Origin of the sequence: Gilliamella sp. B3022 (genome assembly GCF_028751545.1) — a bacterium.
Classification (GTDB): domain Bacteria; phylum Pseudomonadota; class Gammaproteobacteria; order Enterobacterales; family Orbaceae; genus Gilliamella.
Genome location: NZ_CP071867.1, coordinates 1,807,679 through 1,825,228 on the forward strand (window position 1 = coordinate 1,807,679; position 17,550 = coordinate 1,825,228).

The 17,550-nt window shown below is 29.5% G+C and carries 16 protein-coding genes and 1 tRNA gene; all 17 read left to right on the plus strand.

The genetic code is table 11. From position 1 onward, the window contains the following. Nucleotides 1–10: 10 nt before the first annotated feature. The 17 genes from rsmD (at nucleotide 11) to J4T76_RS08255 (ending at nucleotide 17,535) form a co-directional block, all read left to right on the plus strand. A complete protein-coding gene (gene rsmD, locus J4T76_RS08175; protein WP_267340620.1) occupies nucleotides 11–574 on the plus strand; it encodes a 16S rRNA (guanine(966)-N(2))-methyltransferase RsmD in 564 nt (187 codons plus the stop codon). Then, nucleotides 574–831 (plus strand): DUF1145 domain-containing protein, encoded by a 258-nt coding sequence (locus J4T76_RS08180; RefSeq protein WP_267340618.1) that lies wholly within the window; start codon nucleotides 574–576, stop codon nucleotides 829–831. The genes rsmD and J4T76_RS08180 overlap by 1 nt, the downstream gene beginning before the upstream one ends. 70 nt (nucleotides 832–901) lie before the next feature. After that, nucleotides 902–977, plus strand: a tRNA-Gly gene (locus J4T76_RS08185). 1,925 nt (nucleotides 978–2,902) lie between these two features. Then, nucleotides 2,903–3,124, plus strand: coding sequence for a Flp family type IVb pilin (locus tag J4T76_RS08190; protein WP_267340616.1), 222 nt, complete (start codon nucleotides 2,903–2,905; stop codon nucleotides 3,122–3,124). A 494-nt stretch (nucleotides 3,125–3,618) separates the two neighbouring features. Then, nucleotides 3,619–3,837, plus strand: a complete 219-nt coding sequence (locus J4T76_RS08195) for a Flp family type IVb pilin (protein ID WP_267340614.1) — start codon at nucleotides 3,619–3,621, stop codon at nucleotides 3,835–3,837. A gap of 493 nt (nucleotides 3,838–4,330) precedes the next feature. Continuing rightward, on the plus strand, nucleotides 4,331–4,549 hold the full coding sequence (locus J4T76_RS08200; RefSeq protein WP_274460439.1) for a Flp family type IVb pilin: 219 nt from the start codon (nucleotides 4,331–4,333) through the stop codon (nucleotides 4,547–4,549). Nucleotides 4,550–5,052: 503 nt separating this feature from the next. After that, nucleotides 5,053–5,271 (plus strand): Flp family type IVb pilin, encoded by a 219-nt coding sequence (locus J4T76_RS08205; RefSeq protein ID WP_267342174.1) that lies wholly within the window; start codon nucleotides 5,053–5,055, stop codon nucleotides 5,269–5,271. 919 nt (nucleotides 5,272–6,190) lie between these two features. Then, nucleotides 6,191–7,495, plus strand: coding sequence for a CpaF family protein (locus tag J4T76_RS08210; RefSeq protein ID WP_267340613.1), 1,305 nt, complete (start codon nucleotides 6,191–6,193; stop codon nucleotides 7,493–7,495). Further along, nucleotides 7,495–8,421 (plus strand): type II secretion system F family protein, encoded by a 927-nt coding sequence (locus J4T76_RS08215; protein ID WP_267345557.1) that lies wholly within the window; start codon nucleotides 7,495–7,497, stop codon nucleotides 8,419–8,421. Before J4T76_RS08210 ends, J4T76_RS08215 begins: the two co-directional genes overlap by 1 nt. A gap of 3 nt (nucleotides 8,422–8,424) precedes the next feature. After that, nucleotides 8,425–9,297: a type II secretion system F family protein gene (locus tag J4T76_RS08220; protein WP_267355620.1), complete on the plus strand. Its 873-nt coding sequence runs from the start codon at nucleotides 8,425–8,427 to the stop codon at nucleotides 9,295–9,297. A gap of 5 nt (nucleotides 9,298–9,302) precedes the next feature. Beyond that, nucleotides 9,303–10,724 carry a tetratricopeptide repeat protein gene (locus J4T76_RS08225; RefSeq protein WP_267355622.1) on the plus strand — a complete coding sequence of 474 codons (1,422 nt, stop codon included), beginning with the start codon at nucleotides 9,303–9,305 and terminating at the stop codon, nucleotides 10,722–10,724. A gap of 47 nt (nucleotides 10,725–10,771) precedes the next feature. After that, nucleotides 10,772–11,626 carry a hypothetical protein gene (locus J4T76_RS08230; protein ID WP_267345558.1) on the plus strand — a complete coding sequence of 285 codons (855 nt, stop codon included), beginning with the start codon at nucleotides 10,772–10,774 and terminating at the stop codon, nucleotides 11,624–11,626. A gap of 2 nt (nucleotides 11,627–11,628) precedes the next feature. Continuing rightward, on the plus strand, nucleotides 11,629–13,062 hold the full coding sequence (locus J4T76_RS08235) for a type II and III secretion system protein family protein (protein WP_267355624.1): 1,434 nt from the start codon (nucleotides 11,629–11,631) through the stop codon (nucleotides 13,060–13,062). Nucleotides 13,063–13,080: 18 nt separating this feature from the next. Then, on the plus strand, nucleotides 13,081–14,253 hold the full coding sequence (locus J4T76_RS08240) for a hypothetical protein (RefSeq protein WP_267340605.1): 1,173 nt from the start codon (nucleotides 13,081–13,083) through the stop codon (nucleotides 14,251–14,253). A gap of 19 nt (nucleotides 14,254–14,272) precedes the next feature. After that, on the plus strand, nucleotides 14,273–14,764 hold the full coding sequence (locus J4T76_RS08245; protein ID WP_267340604.1) for a TadE/TadG family type IV pilus assembly protein: 492 nt from the start codon (nucleotides 14,273–14,275) through the stop codon (nucleotides 14,762–14,764). Nucleotides 14,765–14,766: 2 nt separating this feature from the next. Beyond that, nucleotides 14,767–15,522: a tight adherence pilus pseudopilin TadF gene (gene tadF, locus J4T76_RS08250; RefSeq protein ID WP_267340603.1), complete on the plus strand. Its 756-nt coding sequence runs from the start codon at nucleotides 14,767–14,769 to the stop codon at nucleotides 15,520–15,522. 21 nt (nucleotides 15,523–15,543) lie between these two features. Further along, nucleotides 15,544–17,535 carry a TadE/TadG family type IV pilus assembly protein gene (locus tag J4T76_RS08255; RefSeq protein WP_267345560.1) on the plus strand — a complete coding sequence of 664 codons (1,992 nt, stop codon included), beginning with the start codon at nucleotides 15,544–15,546 and terminating at the stop codon, nucleotides 17,533–17,535. Nucleotides 17,536–17,550: the final 15 nt, after the last annotated feature.

Below are 17,550 nucleotides of genomic sequence, written 5' to 3' on the forward strand. Positions count from 1 at the left end.
GGAATTTAGTATGAATGGTTCTATAAGAATTATTGGTGGAAAATGGCGTGGGCGTAAATTGTCCGTGCTCGATAAACAAGGTCTACGACCTACGACTGATAGAGTTAAAGAAACTTTATATAATTGGTTAATGCCAGTTATATATGATAGTGATTGTTTAGATTGTTTTTCAGGTAGTGGCTCTTTAGGCTTTGAAGCAGCATCAAGAGGTGCAAAAAATGTAATTTTACTTGAAAAAGATAAACAAGTTGCACAGTTACTTAAGAAAAATAAACAGCTTATTGCTTGTGATGCAATTGATATTTATCACACTAATACGCTAACATGGCTTGATCAACCCGCTAAAAAGCAGTTTGATATTGTGTTTATTGATCCCCCTTTTTATCAATCACTGGTTGCCCAAACGATTATTCAGCTAGAAGATCATGATTGGTTGAAATCATCTGCATATATTTATATTGAAACAGAAAAAGATCTCGAACTAATGAGTAATATTCCTACTAGTTGGCAATTACATCGAGAAAAAATTGTTGGGCAAGTTCGCAGTTATCTTTTTATAAGAGAAGACAATTAATGTTTATATTTATTGGTAAATTTTTATACACCATAATGTGGTTATTTTTATTATTTAATTTGATTCATCCTTTCCCAAGACCAGCTAATATTGTCGCATATGTTGGTTTAGCTGCTTTTACCATAACTCATGGTTTACAGGCCTACATGCTACAATCAACAATGACTAATAAAGAGAAACAAGAGGATAAATTTAAAGCACTTCGTCTTTTTATTTTTGGAGTATTTGAATCACTTAGCTGGAAAACTAAAAAATAACGTCAAAAGTGGTTGCCAGATACAAAAAATTTTGTATAATGCTTCCACTTCTTTCGAAGTATTCCAGTAAGCGGGAATAGCTCAGTTGGTAGAGCGCAACCTTGCCAAGGTTGAGGTCGCGAGTTCGAACCTCGTTTCCCGCTCCAAATGTTTATTTATAGACTTTTAGCAACGCCTACGAATCCAGATAATTGGTGTGTTGTATCTCTCATTTTTTTGCAAAAACACTGAAATATATCTGGATGTAAAATAAATAATTCCTATTTTTAAGTGCATCGTTTTTTAAATTAAGTATGAAGGTGTGTATTATCTAATTTAGTCTTTTCTAATGTTATTTTTATAGGTTAACTTATTGATATTTTTTATTAAAGAAGTTGATAAAAGTTAACTATGGTAGTCATTTTCCAAACATTAATTAATGATACAAATTTGTTTATTATATTTAATAATAACTTGTCTTTTGGAACGATATCTTACTGAACTCATTAACTCTCTTTATTTACGATGATTTAATCATAATGAAACACTGATTATGTTTCTTTTAATCAACGTGTTTCATGTAACGCAAAGTTGTAACCTCATTTTAGTATGTACTAATAATAAAATTGACACTATTAGACTTTAATACAGAATGTTTAGAAGGACATAGTATGTTTTGAAAAATTGATAATGAATGAAAAAGTCTATAATGTTTATCTGTTTAAACTTTCATATAGTATCATTCTTCTATACTTTTCAAGCTGGACGAAAACGGGCTTTATGAAATGAACTCAAATAAATTAAAACTTCAAACATTATTGATTTTAATGAAGATAGTATAGACTTGTCTTTCATTTATTTTGCATCGACCTATATATTACTGGATAAGTTTATTTTATTGATAAAATAGCATGTCAGTAAATGGTTTTGTGCCATAAAATAACGATATGAGAATTAGTAATAAAATTATTTTTTACTTGAGTCTATGGAAATCCTAAACACTTCATTAAAAAACATGAAGCGTTAATCTAAAAAGTGGATCAACATAGTAGATAATAAAGGATAATTATTTATTTTCAAATGGTTACTTATTTAGATTTGGAATGTATTTCCTACTCTAACTATCCACCTAAGAATATTAAATTGCGAATAAACGTTTTTTAGATAACAAAAATCTTGTTAAACTTCTTTTCATCAGAATTTGATAAACTGATCTTGATATATCACATATATATGTCATATCAGTTGTATTGAAATTTAAAATTTTTATTCCATAAAAATTATCTTTGATTTTGTTGTTTTTTATATCTTTGTATCCTTAAATTTTTTTATCATTTCTATTATTTTAAATTCATTATTACTAAGTACTTTACGGTAATTAGCATAATATTTGCAAAACCTAAAAAGCGAAAGAAAAAATAAACGGTAAGTTAATAAATGGAGCATTGTTATTATGAACATCTCAGCAATACTTACACGACTAAAATTGAGTGGAATTAAATTTATAAAAAATGAACATGGAGTGCATACGATCGAATACATAATTATAATATCAGTACTTACAATGATAGTTACAGTTCTTTTTTTTGATGATGGTCCAGCTAAAAATGCCTTAACTGAATTATTTAATAAACTAAAAGATAAATTAAGTATTGTCATCTAAGTTTGTATACTTATTTGTATAACTTTTCTTAACGTTAAAGTAGATAGAAATAACGATTAGAAAAGATAAGTTTAATTTATTGATATGACTATCTTAATTTATCATTTTTATTTTCCTCTTTAAAATTATTCATTATTCATTATTCAATAAATTGTAAGTATCTTTTATACTTTTAACTATATGAAAATTTTAACTGTATTTTTGTTAACATCTTTATTTCATTAAAGATGTCTGCTTGTTACTCTGGCAAACTAAAAAATTAGTTTCAATTCATTTTTAACTAATTCATAAATATTTATTACTCATATCTGTTGTAATTTTTTTATTAGCACTGGTAAAGTTATATTAAAGCGCATATAATGCAAAAGACTTTACAAATAAAGTAAATAAATATTAAAAAAAATGTAAATATTTAAGGAGAAAGTTATTATGATGTACTTATCAGCAGTTCGAGCACAAGTAAGAAATTTTGCAAATAAATTCATCAAAAATGAACGTGGTGTAACCGCTATTGAATATGCAGCGGTTGCTGCAGGGGTTTCGGCGGTGGCTTTGACTATATTTAATCGAGATGATGGTGCTGTTCACAATATGTTAGAAAATATATTTTTTGAGTTGAAATCTAAATTGGTAAATATAATTGTTCAATAAGCAATAATTATTATATTAATTTAACCACCCTTTATAAATGGGTGGTTTATTATTTTAAGGTAATTTATGCTTTCTTTAAGATGAAGGATAAAACTAAGTATTACGTATAATATATTGAATTTTTGGTTTTTTAAAATTGATTTGTCAGCCATTTTATAGCTTATATCTTTGCTGCTCCTTTTTCCCTCTTATGTAATTTAAACAATCGAATGATGTTTTAGCGAAATAGTTTATTGAGAAAATTATTTTTACTTTAATAATTAAAGAAGACTTCAAATGTCTATTTAAGACGATACCTGTTTACCTTATGATTTTAAGGCGCTTTTTGTTTGTTGAATTCATGATATTGTTCATTAAATTGATAAAAAAAATTAAAATAAAATTGCATTTCTTGCTGGCAATTTAATATGAATTCGCATATAATGTGAAAACTTTCAGTTAAGAAAGTGAAAAAATAATTTTAAAAAATGTAAATATTTAAGGAGAAAGTTATTATGATGTACTTATCAGCGGTTCGTGCACAAGTAAGAAATTTTGCAAACAAATTCATCAAAAATGAGCGTGGCGTAACTGCAATAGAATATGCAATTGTTGCTGCAGGTGTTTCATCTGTGATTTTAGTTATTTTTAATAGTTCAGGTGGCCCAGTTCATGATATGTTAACTAATGTATTTAATACATTGAATAGTAAATTATCTAATATCATTTCTTAATTATAAATATTTGTTATAGTGATATAAACCACGCCTTTATATAAGGGGTGGTTTATTATTTTAAAGTAATTTATGCTTGCTTTAAAATGAAGAATAAACCTGAGTGTTAAATATTGAATTTTTAGTTTTTTTAAAATTGATTTGTCAGCCATTTTAAAGCTTATATCTTTGCCGCTCCTTTTTTCCTCTTATGTAATTTAAACAATCGATGATGTTTTAGCGAAATAGTTTATTGAGAAAATTATTTTTACTTTAATAATTAAATAAAACTTCCAATGTCTATTTAAGACGATACCTGTTTACTTTATGATTTTAAATAATTTTTTGTTGGTTGAATTCATGATATTGTTCATTAAATTGATAAAAAAAATTAAAATAAAATTGCATTTCTCGCTGGCAATTTAATATGAATTCGCATATAATGCGAAAACTTTCAGTTAAGAAAGTGAAAATCAGTTTAAAAAAAATGTAAATATTTAAGGAGAAAGTTATTATGATGTACTTATCAGCGGTTCGTGCGCAAGCAAGAAATTTTGCAAACAAATTCATTAAAAATGAGCGTGGCGTAACTGCAATAGAATATGCAATCGTTGCAGCTGGTGTTTCATCTGTGATTTTAGTTATTTTCAATAGTTCAGGTGGCCCAGTTTATGATATGTTAAGTAATGTATTTGATAAATTGAGCACTAAGTTGTCTAATATCATTTCTTAATTAGCAATACTTGTTGTTATAGTGATATAAGCCACGCCTTTATAAGGGGTGGTTTATTATTTTAAGGTAATTTATGCTTGCTTTAAAATGAAGAATAAACCTGAGTGTTAAATATTTTAAATATTGAATTTTTAGTTTTTTTAAAATTGATTTGTCAGCCATTTTAAAGCTTATATCTTTGCCGCTCCTTTTTTCCTCTTATGTAATTTAAATAATCGATGATGTTTTAGCGAAATAGTTTATTGAGAAAATTATTTTTACTTTAATAATTAAATAAAACTTCCAATGTCTATTTAAGACGATACCTGTTTACTTTATGATTTTAAATAATTTTTTGTTGGTTGAATTCATGATATTGTTCATTAAATTGATAAAAAAAATTAAAATAAAATTGCATTTCTCGCTGGCAATTTAATATGAATTCGCATATAATGCGAAAACTTTCAGTTAAGAAAGTGAAAATCAGTTTAAAAAAAATGTAAATATTTAAGGAGAAAGTTATTATGATGTACTTATCAGCGGTTCGTGCGCAAGTAAGAAATTTTGCAAACAAATTCATTAAAAATGAGCGTGGCGTAACTGCAATAGAATATGCAATCGTTGCAGCTGGTGTTTCATCTGTGATTTTAGTTATTTTCAATAGTTCAGGTGGCCCAGTTTATGATATGTTAAGTAATGTATTTGATAAATTGAGCACTAAGTTGTCTAATATCATTTCTTAATTAGCAATACTTATTGTTATAGTGATATAAGCCACGCCTTTATAAGGGGTGGTTTATTATTTTAAGGTAATTTATGCTTGCTTCAAGATGAAAAATAAACTGTCGAAAAATAAAATAAGTATTATTAACGGTTAGCATAATAAGCTTAAGTCCTAAGTTTATTATTGTGAAAATTGCATTTCTTTTAATTTATTTATACTCAAATTTACTAATTGATAGCTCACATTTTACATTGCCTATTTTCAACTCATAATAACTTAGAGATATATCTAAATTTCTTAATAATTTTAATATTGTAAATAGCTTAATTATCCTAACAACCAGATGACCACCCAATAAATTTTCAATAAAATTTCATATAATCGCTATTATTTTTACTAAATAACAAGGATTCTATTATTTTTACAATTAAGCTAATGTTTTATATCGATTTAATTTTTGTAAAAATTTAAATAAAATTTACATTTAGCACTAGCAAATTTATACTATTTCGCATATAATGTGAAAAGTTTACAATAATAAAGTAAAATAATTATAAAGAAACCGTAAATTTAAAAAGAATTACTATGTTTATCAGTTAGCTGATTGTGTAAAGTTGCTGAATTTACAAGTGGATTTACCAAAAAATAAACGCAATATAACTGCGAATATATATATACAATCATTGTTTTAAATATTTCAGCAATGTTTTTAGTACTTTCGATAAAAATTCTATACGGTTCATGATGTTTTAGGGAAAGCATTTGATTCATTTGAGTTAAATGGGATCATTGCTTAATTACTATTCTAGTATCTCTTTCTTTATACAAAAGATATTGATGTTGAATAGTTTAATATCATTTCAATTTATAAGATAAAAGTTGCTGATACAATATATTGCAAGTAGCTTTTGTTAGTTAGGGGCTCGAACAAAAACGCTATGGCTAATGAACAATTTAAGTTTTCTAACGAGTGGGGAAAGGTTCGTGATTTAGTATTTCAAGTCCTAGATCTTGATTTAATTGATCAATTTAAAAAAGAACCTAACCGAGTTTTACGTGAAATACAAACTATAATCCGAGATATCATCAATTCAGGTAGTGCTTATATTACAGCAGATGAATCAAATGTATTAGCCGGTATGATCTGTGATGAGATCGTGGGTTATGGACCAATTGACTCTTTAATGAAAGATGAAACGGTTAATGATATTTTAGTTAATGGTCCTGATAGTATTTATATTGAGCGAGGCGGAATTCTTAGTAAAACTGATAAATTTTTTATTAGCGAACGACAATTACTAGATATTGCAAGACGACTCGTAAATAAAGTAGGAAAAAATATTGATGAATCGCACCCTTTAGTCGATTCAAGGATGCCTGATGGCAGTCGTCTTAATGTTGTTATTCCTCCAATAGCCATTGATGGTACATCAATGTCAATTCGTAAATTCGGTAATGGTCACCGAACATTTCATGATTTAATTAAATTCGGTTCATTGAACGAACATATGGCTAATTTTTTAGTGATTGCTGCTCGTTGTCGTATGAATATTATTATATCGGGTGGAACGGGGTCAGGTAAAACAACAATGCTTAATGCCCTCTCTGGATTTATTGGTGAACATGAACGTACCATCACACTTGAAGACGCCGCAGAATTAAGACTTCAACAAGAACATGTAGTTAGAATGGAAACTAAAAGTGGTGGTGAAGATGGGCGTGGCAAAGTAACCATGCGTGATCTCTTAATTAATGCCCTGCGTATGAGACCAGATAGGATTATTTTAGGGGAGTGTCGTGGTGAAGAAGCATTTGAAATGCTACAAGCCATGAACACCGGTCATAGTGGTTCAATGTCAACACTTCATGCTAATACGGCTAAAGATGCATTAGCGCGTTTGGAAAGTATGATTATTATGGCTCAGTCTGAATTACCTATTGCTGCAATTAAGCGTTACATTAGTTCATCTATAAATTTTATTATCCAAGTCTCACGTCTACCCGATGGTCAACGGAAAGTGATGAGTATTACAGAGGTTATTGGATTAGAATCGGGTAATATTGTTACTCAAGACGTATTTGAATTTCGCGTTAATGACGAAAGGGATCCTCATGGGAAAATTCAAGGCGAATTTGTTTGTAATGGATTAGTTAAACGTTCAGCTCTTTATGAAAGTGCTCAATATTATGAAATGTCAAATATTTTAGAAAAACTGATGTTTAGTGCCATGGGAATTGAATAATGATTATTATACTTTCGATAGCTCTTATTTTCGCTGCTCTTATGAACCTTTTTTCATTGCGTCGTCGTAGGGAACGTTTACAGGTTTTCAATAATATTGAACCTAAAAGTATATCATTATCGAACTTGATTGAAAATCAAGTCCCTGGTCGAGAACAATCTTTTTCAGATCAAGTTGTCTTTGGTATTAACGCTTGGATCAAATTTAATCTTCGTCTATTAATGACGGGACAATCAAAATCTAGAACGATAATTTACATTTTAATAGGAACAGTTGCAGGTATTATTTTAAATAAGAAATATGTAGGTTATGACAACTACGTAGTAATCCCTTTAAGCCTTATTTTTACTATAGCAGTAATTTGTATTTATAGAAAAAAAAGGCTTAAAACAGAGTTTTATAATAATTTTCCAGAAGCATTAAATATTATTACAGGTCTTGTTGCTTCTGGTTATGCAATTGCTACAACCTTCAAAACTTGTGGGGCTAATATTGAAGGAGTAGTTGGCAAAACGTTGAAAGAGGTTAGTGATAGATTGGAAGTAGGGGATAGCGTCGAAAATGTATTGATCAATTCTTATCTACAGCTTCCTTTTCCTGAATATTATTTTTTTGTTTTAACGGTAATGGTTAATCTTGATAGTGGTGGCGAACTAAAAGAGATTTTTAGCCGATTAAGTAAAATGTTAACAGACAATCGAATTATGGCTAAAACTAGAGATGGTAAAACGGCTGAATTAAGAATGACCATGTGGATTTTAGGTGCTATGCCTTTTCTTTTTATTGGACTACTCAGGCTTGTCTCAAAAGAAAATTATAACTTTTTAGTAAACACTGATGGGGGTCATTATATTATTTACTATGTTATAGGCAGTGTTGTTATTGGTTTTCTAATTATCAAAAACTGGATTAATAAAATTATTTAAATTATGAATATCTTATTAAATATAACAATCTCGTTCTTTCTTATCGTTGTTGGCTGTAGACAGTTGTTTAATATCTATTTGCTTTATCGCAATCGAGAAAGGGTTGCTTTACTACTCAATAATGAAAGTCAAGAAAGAAAGTCTTCTAAAAAACGCGTGAATGAGAAAAATATTGCTTTTGAAAAAATTGTTGCAAAAAACAGTGTATCTATAAGCTTTTTAAGAAGTTTTCAGGATAAAAATAGCTGGAAAGTTTATGCCATTATTATTGTATTTTCGATTTTTTATTTGATAAATGAAATCTCCAAACTTATTGAAATTAATCCAAATGTATTATTGATTATTTTGTTATTGATTGTCATTTTTGTCATCATCGTTCCGGATATACTTGTTAAAAGACAAACACAAAGACAGATTAAAATTGTTTCACGAGATTTACCTTTGGTTATTGATATGATGGCGATTATGGTTAGATCGGGTATGACAGTCGAAAGTAGTTTTAGATATTTAAGTACAAGAGTGAAGCCGATCAATAAAGATATCGCAGCCATTTTAGAAAGAGCTTGTTTAATGATGGATGTTAATGGTATTGAACTTTCAATTGATCTAATTCAACGAGAAGTGCCTAGCAAAGAAATGAGAATGTTTTGTGCAACATTAAAAAGAAGTATTAGTTATGGTAACTCAATTTATGATGCTCTGTTAGATTTATCAGCAGAGATAAGAGAGATGCAGAGGTTAACGATAGAAGAACAGATTTCTGCGCTTGCTGCTAAGCTGACTATACCAACGATGGTATTTTTTCTAGCGCCAGTTCTTGTGATCATTGCTGGGCCTGTTTTTATGAATATTGTGTCAACGTTTAATAGGATGTAGAGATAATGAATTATTTTTCCAGATGCTGTAAATCAAGTAGGCTATTAGAACCAAAATTTATGGTTGTATGTTCAGTGATACTTTTTATTGTTGGGTGTCAAAATAGTACATTAAAATATGATATGAATGAACAACAAAAAATTTATATTAACGAAACAACAAAAAATTATGGTGGTTTAATTGAATTGTATAAACAGCGCTTGAAACGTGAAGATACAGAAGATACAAGACATAAACTTGCTAAAGTTTATTATCTTTCTAATGATTTTAATGCTGTGAAAAGAGTTTTGGATCCTATTATAAAAAATACCGAAAATGATGGTATTCTTATTTTATACGGTCATGTTGAATCTAGATTAGGTCACAATGATGCGGCATTAAAATATTTAAATAGGGCAATAGAAATCAATAGTAAAAATGGTGAAGCATACAATGTAAAAGGTATCGTATTGCTGAAAAAAAAACAATATGATGCTGCAAGATTTGCATTTCATGAAGCTAGAGATAACTTTTATGATGAAAATAAAGTTACTAATAATTTAGCAATGCTATCGATCTTAAATAAAGAATACAGCGAAGCTTATAAACAGCTCAATATTTTATATACTAAAGGATATCGAGATCAAACCATTCTTCACAATTTACTTTTTACATTAGTAAAGTTGGATAAAATGCAATTAGCTAAGTCATTTTGCGTTGCACATAGACTATCTAATGAACCAGATATCTTAGTTCAAGAGTTAAGACAAATTGAGCCAATAGAGGCTATTAAGTTTAATGAAGTTAAATCTTCACAAAATGATAATCAAAAACAATACACAATTGAGAAAGCAGCAGAACAGTTAGCGTCTAATACAAATGCAAAAATTATCCCTATAGATAAAAATACAACTAAATCAATAAAATCAGCTAAGTCAGTCACTCCCGTTAAGTCAGACTTCAATGCTAAATTAACAAATATGACCAAATTAGATGCGACGGATTCTTCAAAGATGACTAGCTCATCGACTAATGTTCCACCTGTTTCCCTGAAACAAAATAAACAAACCGTTCAAAAAACATCTACTCAATTGGCTATCTTAGTGGTTCGTTCTGGGGAACATGGAAAGTTTAGTAGGATAACTTTTGAAACTGAAAATAAATTAAGTAAAAAAAATTATTCAGTTGAAAAAATTTCTCCTACAGAATTTAAATTGTCATTTTATGGCGTGACGCTTCCTGCTGAGGGAATTAATCAAATTATCAAACATATTTCAAGTAGTGATCGCGATTTTGCAACAGTTACAGGAACCTTAACCGCTGAAAAAACATTAATTCTTAAAATAAAAACTAAACAAAAATCAATAGTAAAAGATTTTTATGCTGGACCTAATTCTAAAGGGAAAGCTCATTGTTTCGCGTTTGATTTTTATTTAGAAAAGAAATAAGTGCAAAGGAAAAGTAAAAAAATAATATAGTACGGAGTGGAGTTTGCATGAAAGATAAAAAATTAATTGTTTTATATTTAGCCATGATAGTTGTGGGTCTGGCCTTACTTTTTACTAAGTCAGCCCCTTCAACTGTTGAGCCACCAGATCCAATAGTGGTGATTGAACCGCCTAAAAAAGAAGAGCCTAAAACTGAGTTCATTAATGTTGCTGTGGCAAAGCATAATATCGATAAAAAAACAATCTTGACGAAAAATGACTACTATTTTAAATCAATTGAAGTTGCTATTGATAAAGAAAGACCTAAGTTTATAACTAATGCGGCTGAAATTGATGCTCATGTTGTAAAAAACCATATTGCTAAAGATACTATATTTGAAGAAAGTCTTATTGTATCCCCAACTTCAAAAGATTATGTGATGTTAGCATTAAAAGATGGCAATTATATGTTTCCATTTGCATTAGATCCACTTGATTCTTATTTAGTAAAAAATCTTAAAGAAGGCGATCTGGTTGATCTTTATGTTTTTTATGCTGATGAAACAGAAAAAGGATCAAATATCAGAGAGAATAAATTTGTTTCCCCTGGTCGTGATTTCATTAAAAATCGCATAAAACCAATTATTGTTGGCAAGAAAATTTTATTCTTTGATCACGAAGAAGGTTTAGACAAAATTTATAACAAAAATGATGTTCCTAAAATTCAACTAGAACTTTCTAATCAGGAAATTAAGTTATTAAGAACATTAATGGCGAACTCAACAATTATTATGTACCCAAGTACTTTCAAAAAAAATGTTGAAGATGGATTACGTCTCTTAAATGATAAAGAAAAAAATTGGCCTCTATCTGAAAAAGATATTTTTTCAGGAACACGAATTAATTTGTTAAAAGGTAACTAAGAATGCTAATAAGAACTAAATCAATTATTAAAGTGCTCAAACCTCTAATCTGTTTATTATCTATTGGTTTTTCTTCATTGGCTTTTGCTAATATTCACAATTTACAAATCGGACAAAGTAAAACACTAGTGTTGCCAGAAAATGTCGGGACCGTTTTTATTAGCCAAGACAGTATAGCAAATTATGAGGTTGTTGGTAGTAAATCACTGATTATATATGGAAAATCAAACGGAAGGGCAAGTTTAATTGTTTATGATAGCGATAATAATATCATTATTAATGACACTATTAATGTCGATCCGCTTTTATATCAAATTACAAATCGATTAGCGCAAAATTTTCCAAATAGTAATGTAACAATCGATCGTTATGATAGTGGGGAGTTAAATAGTAAATTTGTGTATATATTATCAGGTACTGTACCAGATACTACAACAAAAGGTAAAATTTTGGCCCTTATAGGGTCTTCAATTGGGCAAAATGCAGAACGGATTAGAGCGGAATACAATAGTGAAGGGAGCTCTGGAGGGATTCCTATTACATTCCAAGATTATTATACTTACAGCAATATAATCGATAATATCAGAGTAATACAAGAATATCAGGTTAACGTGCAATTAACGTTCGTTGAAGTTAGCAAGGATTTCACAGATTCCCTAGGTATTGAATGGCAAAGTTTGACCCTCGACAGCATGATAAATAATGAATCTGTTGTCAACTCTATTGGTGAGTTTTCACTATTAGGCATAAAAAAAGGATTAAACATACATAATATAACCACCATGATCCGTGCCGTAAAAAATGATCGTTTGGCTAAAGTATTAGCTCAGCCTAATTTATCTGTGCTCTCTGGTGAAACTGCATCGTTTTTGGTCGGAGGTGAGATTCCTATTGTAACTAAAAACAAAGATGGCGATGCTAATGTGACTTATAAAGAATATGGTATTAAGTTAAACATTAGTACAAAAGTAAATAATGATAAACGTATAAGATTATTCATGGAAAATGAAGTGAGCTCAGTTTCTGGTTCGTACGCTTTTAATAACTATAATATTCCTACGTTGTCATCTCGAAGAACAAGATCCACTATTGATTTATCTGATGGTGATAGTTTTGTCATTGCGGGATTAATTAATGAAAATGATCAGGAGCAATTATCTCGTCTTCCTTTTATTAGTGATATTCCAATTTTGGGTGCACTAGCGCGAAGTTCAACAACGAGTCGTTCTAAATCCGAGATGGTAGTTTTTGCAACAGTGAATTTAGTAACACCAAAAAATAGTTTTGATAGTATTGAATTACCAACTATAGAGCGGACTGATGTAATCAATAGTTTCTTTAATATTAAAAACAATATTAATAAGCAAAGAAATAAGACAGTACCAGCTTCTAACGAAAGTGAAAAATTTATTAATGACATGGGCTTTATTGAATAAAAGGTTATTGGGATTCTTATGCAATTATTTGGAAATATAAAAGATACAGATACATCAACAAATTCTCCTTCACAAGAATTCGTTGTTGGAAGAATATCTGGCTATAAAGTAGCTATTGTAAGTAAAAGAACTGAATTAATTGAAAAAGTTCGTTCTGTACTATTTCTATATAACATATTGGGTATGGAGATTATTTCATTAACATTATCTGAGTTAAAAGAAACGCCAAATTGGAATCAGTTTGATGCAGTTATTATAGACATTCAAAATGCTGATGATGCTGAACAAATAACAGAAAATATCAATCGTTGTATTCCTATTCAAGCGACAACAGTACTTATAGGTAGTTATGATTCAATTCAGTTCTCTGAATTTTTATTAAAAAAAGGAATATATTTCTTATTGGAAAATAGTCAATTAGAAAAAATTCCAGATATTTTACATAAAAGAAGCATGACACCTCCAGGTTCAAGTCAAAGAGTAGGAAGTGTTATTACCTTCTTAGGTTGTAAAGGCGGAATTGGAACTTCATCATTGGTAGTTCATACACTCAAGAAAATTAGTGATTTAACCAATTACCCACTTCTTTATATACAAGGTGCAACAACAAGCTCTAATGCGGATTTTTTGTTTGAAATGCCAATACCTGATGATGGTTCATTAATTGATGTTGGAAATTCTTTGCAGGTTAAAGTAGAAACTAATGAAAAAGCATGGAACTATAAAGACCTCCATTCTGGTGAATTCAACATTACTATTATTGATCAGAATATGGGATTATCTTCATCATTCAAACATTTTGAAGAAATAATAACGTTTTCTAACATTATTTTTATTGTAATAAATAGAGATCCCTATTCTATTAAAGTGGCTAAGAAGATGCTAACAGAAATCACGCGCGCCAGTGCCACAAATTTTGATTTACTCAACAAGCGTTTTTTAATTTGTCTCAATGATGATATTCCTTATGATAAAAAAAATGCTTTGCGTGATTCAGATATTGAAGATTTTTTAGAACGGAAAATTGACTTTACTCGTAAATTTATACCAAGTATTGATAAATTTAAGAAAGCAAGTGATAGTGCAGAAATAAAAGAAATAGCCGCTGCTATTATTGGCAATAAAGTAATGAATGATGATCAACAGAAAGCTTTTTTTTCTTTATTAAGAAAAAAGAAAAATCATTTTTAAGACAAAGTAGAGTAAAAATATGTTGAAATATTGGGAATTTTTTTTTAGACAAAAAAATGGAGTTGTTTCAATACAATTTGCCATTATTTTTCCTTTTTTACTTATTCTTTTTTTGTTGGCGTTTGAATTTAGCCGAGTTATGATTATTGGCTCGGCTTTAGATTTAATGACTACTGAAATAACAAGGCAGGTAGCCATCACAGAAGAAGACGATTATGCTGAGAAAATCGAAGATTTAATTCAATCTGAAGTTCCTTTATGGCCTTATGTCGCTAATCCTGATCATTTTGAAGTTTCTGTAAAGTATTGTAAAAAAATAAACGACATCATCAGTAACAATTGTCAAACAACACTTTCTGATGAAACCAACTTATTGCTATTTGATTTGAAATATCAATATTCAGTTATATTTTCTGAGTTTTTTAGTTTTCTTGACACCGCATTGGCCAGAAAAACTGTCGTTTACCGTGAGTTTATTAAAAGTGAAATGGAAAACAAAGGAAATTGGTAATAATGAAAGATTCTAAAAACTTTTTCCATAATAAAGATGGAGCATTGTCAATTGAGTTTGCATTTTGTTTCATATTGTTTTCACTCATAGTTTTCATTATTTATGATGTGTACACAACTATTATGTTACAAAATAAAATAGAACGCGCAAATTATACTGTAGCATCAGTTTTTCGTGAAAGATCAACTTTGTATAAAGATAAAGTCAAACGAGCTGGGGAGGTCCTTTCCGCAGGTTTATGTGCCAATAGAAATGCTTGTTATATTTCTAGTGAATTATTTGATTCACAACAAGTCAATGAGATGAGTAAATTAGCAAGCTCATTATTGAATAATCGTGAAGTTGCTTTACAAATAGAGGCTCTGTTTATTTTACAAGATCCCGATAATATTGAAGATTTGGAAAAAGCCAAATTAGTAACTTATGGAAAAAAAATTCTATCTTGTTCTAAAGGTACATGTGGTAATAATTCAATTAAAAGCTATTTTAATTCTTTACCAGCCATGGACGATCCTTCAAATAATTACCAACAACTTGCTCCTTATGCCCAAAAATTTGTAGATTCATCAAATATGTTGAGTGGGCGTTGGATTCCTTTATATCGGGTTTCAATGTGTATTGTCAATGAAGACAGCCTTTTTTTAAATTTGGTAAATCATACTGGACAAAGCTCAGATGGTATCGTACCAAATCTATGTAGTAACGTTGTTGTGTTGTCACGTTGTAACAATTCAAGAATTTGTCCTACTTATTATTAAATACACTTTTGAGACGATAATATGAACAATAATAGCCAATTAATTATAAGAAATCATAAAGATTCTTTTTTCAAGTGTACTTCTGGAGCAGTAGCAATATCTATGGCAATTATGCTCCCTGCTATCTTTACTTGTGTGGCATTTTCAATTAATCAAGCATACACTATGCGCAATCGGGCTAAGATATCTGAGGCTACTAATGAAGCATCATTAGCGGTGATAGCTATAGATAACAGAAATGTTGATGATAAAGCAAAAAAACAAAATCGAAAAATCGCATTGAATTATATTAATTATTTCATTTCTAAAAAAATTGGTGATCACTCTGTGTCAGATGCAAATTTATTAGAACCGGGGTCCAAAATTAAAATAGATTATAATGGAGATAAAGAGGAATATTATATCGCCTATAACCAAGCGTTTAACGAATTTACTGAGATTAAACTTCATGATGGTCAACAACCTCAGCCAATTGTTGTGGGTAATAAAACAGAAAGCTATGGGAATACTAGAAAATATCTAATTCGAGATTCATTTGATTTCGCTTTTATCAGCGATTTTTCTTCTTCATCAACATGTCAATATAGTAATGTAAACTGTAATAATTATTCTTCAAATAATAATGCTCAGCGACGTCTTGACTATATGAAAGAGGCAATAACAGACATTATTGAAAAATATAAAGATTATCCAGAATACCAATTTGCATTAGTGCCCTATGATATTGGTGTCCCAGTAGAAAGCCAAACTAAGAATGCAGCTGGGGGGCAAAGTTATGATTGTTCTGTTATGTATAAACTGAACCAACCTTATAATTCTATCGATTATAATTTTTGGGCAAACAAAAATATTGGGTTTACAAAATGGAGTAAACTGAAAAAAGATAAAGTTATTACAGATTATTTGGATAAAAATAATTATTTTCCTAAGCATAGAAAATTGTTAACTTACTATATGGATAGTTCTTATTATAACTATTATGCACAAATAATTGGACCTGCATTAGGTTTAGAATATGGTAATAATCAAGCATTAGTTGATGCTGGTTTATGTAGTTTGAGAACTGATTATCAAGATCGAATTGAAAATGGTTTACATGAATATGCTTGTGGCACAGACAGAAAAGATCATCCAGAAAAAAATAGAGTCCTCATAAATACTCAATATGCTGCAGTGGTTCAAATGTTTGATTACATGTTCTCAGGAAATTATAAAGATGTACATTATTCATTTGCTAACACTAAAACAGTAGATGTAGAAGGTACTATTGATACTTTATTCAGCGATACAAAGAAAAATATTATAACATTTGAGCGTCCTATTTCACCTGTACTTGCGGAATTTTCACCTTTTATGGGCATGTGTCAATCACCGTTATACAGTAATAATCTTATGAATAAAAAGATGATTCGTGAAAGAACGGTAACGGATGATATGTATAAAGAAATAGCAGAAGGAAAATATGTTAAGAACTTTGAATCTGCCCCTCATTTAATCCCTTTCAGTGATGATAGAGATCATAATAATAATATTTTAACAAGTATAAAAAAGACAAATTGGATGCCAGGGGGAGGTACTGACACCATAACAGCATTATTGAGAACCGTTCCTGTAATGGCTAAAGGTAATGGCAACAATAAAGTTATGATTATTATTAGTGATGGTAAAGATGATACCGGTGCAGGTGTTCTTAGAGATGATTTTTTAGATAAGGGTGTTTGTCAGGCAATAACATCAGGATTAAGAGATAAGAAGAATTTTGATAAAGGTTATCTTACAAATCAGGCTAAAAGTGCAATTATTTACTATATAAAATTAAATCCTAATGCGAGTAATTTAACAACTGATGCTCAATATGAAGCTGAGTTCGGTAAGTGGTTTACTAAATGCATGAATGGTAACCCAATATTCTTAATGGAGGCAAAAGATAGGAAGTCTTTGACCGCTGTAATAAGTAAAGTCATTGGAATTGAAACTGGAAAATTCATCAAAAAAAATCAGAATGAATATTAATAGGGCTAAAATAGG

Coding starts and splice junctions, on each gene's coding strand:
- J4T76_RS08230 (WP_267345558.1), top strand. CDS start 10,772: ATGAAAGATAAAAAATTAATTGTTTTATATTTAGCCATGATAGTTGTG.
- J4T76_RS08200 (WP_274460439.1), top strand. CDS start 4,331: ATGATGTACTTATCAGCGGTTCGTGCGCAAGCAAGAAATTTTGCAAAC.
- J4T76_RS08210 (WP_267340613.1), top strand. CDS start 6,191: ATGGCTAATGAACAATTTAAGTTTTCTAACGAGTGGGGAAAGGTTCGT.
- J4T76_RS08190 (WP_267340616.1), top strand. CDS start 2,903: ATGATGTACTTATCAGCAGTTCGAGCACAAGTAAGAAATTTTGCAAAT.
- J4T76_RS08255 (WP_267345560.1), top strand. CDS start 15,544: ATGAACAATAATAGCCAATTAATTATAAGAAATCATAAAGATTCTTTT.
- J4T76_RS08180 (WP_267340618.1), top strand. CDS start 574: ATGTTTATATTTATTGGTAAATTTTTATACACCATAATGTGGTTATTT.
- J4T76_RS08195 (WP_267340614.1), top strand. CDS start 3,619: ATGATGTACTTATCAGCGGTTCGTGCACAAGTAAGAAATTTTGCAAAC.
- J4T76_RS08220 (WP_267355620.1), top strand. CDS start 8,425: ATGAATATCTTATTAAATATAACAATCTCGTTCTTTCTTATCGTTGTT.
- J4T76_RS08205 (WP_267342174.1), top strand. CDS start 5,053: ATGATGTACTTATCAGCGGTTCGTGCGCAAGTAAGAAATTTTGCAAAC.
- J4T76_RS08235 (WP_267355624.1), top strand. CDS start 11,629: ATGCTAATAAGAACTAAATCAATTATTAAAGTGCTCAAACCTCTAATC.
- tadF (WP_267340603.1), top strand. CDS start 14,767: ATGAAAGATTCTAAAAACTTTTTCCATAATAAAGATGGAGCATTGTCA.
- J4T76_RS08225 (WP_267355622.1), top strand. CDS start 9,303: ATGAATTATTTTTCCAGATGCTGTAAATCAAGTAGGCTATTAGAACCA.
- J4T76_RS08245 (WP_267340604.1), top strand. CDS start 14,273: ATGTTGAAATATTGGGAATTTTTTTTTAGACAAAAAAATGGAGTTGTT.
- J4T76_RS08215 (WP_267345557.1), top strand. CDS start 7,495: ATGATTATTATACTTTCGATAGCTCTTATTTTCGCTGCTCTTATGAAC.
- rsmD (WP_267340620.1), top strand. CDS start 11: ATGAATGGTTCTATAAGAATTATTGGTGGAAAATGGCGTGGGCGTAAA.
- J4T76_RS08240 (WP_267340605.1), top strand. CDS start 13,081: ATGCAATTATTTGGAAATATAAAAGATACAGATACATCAACAAATTCT.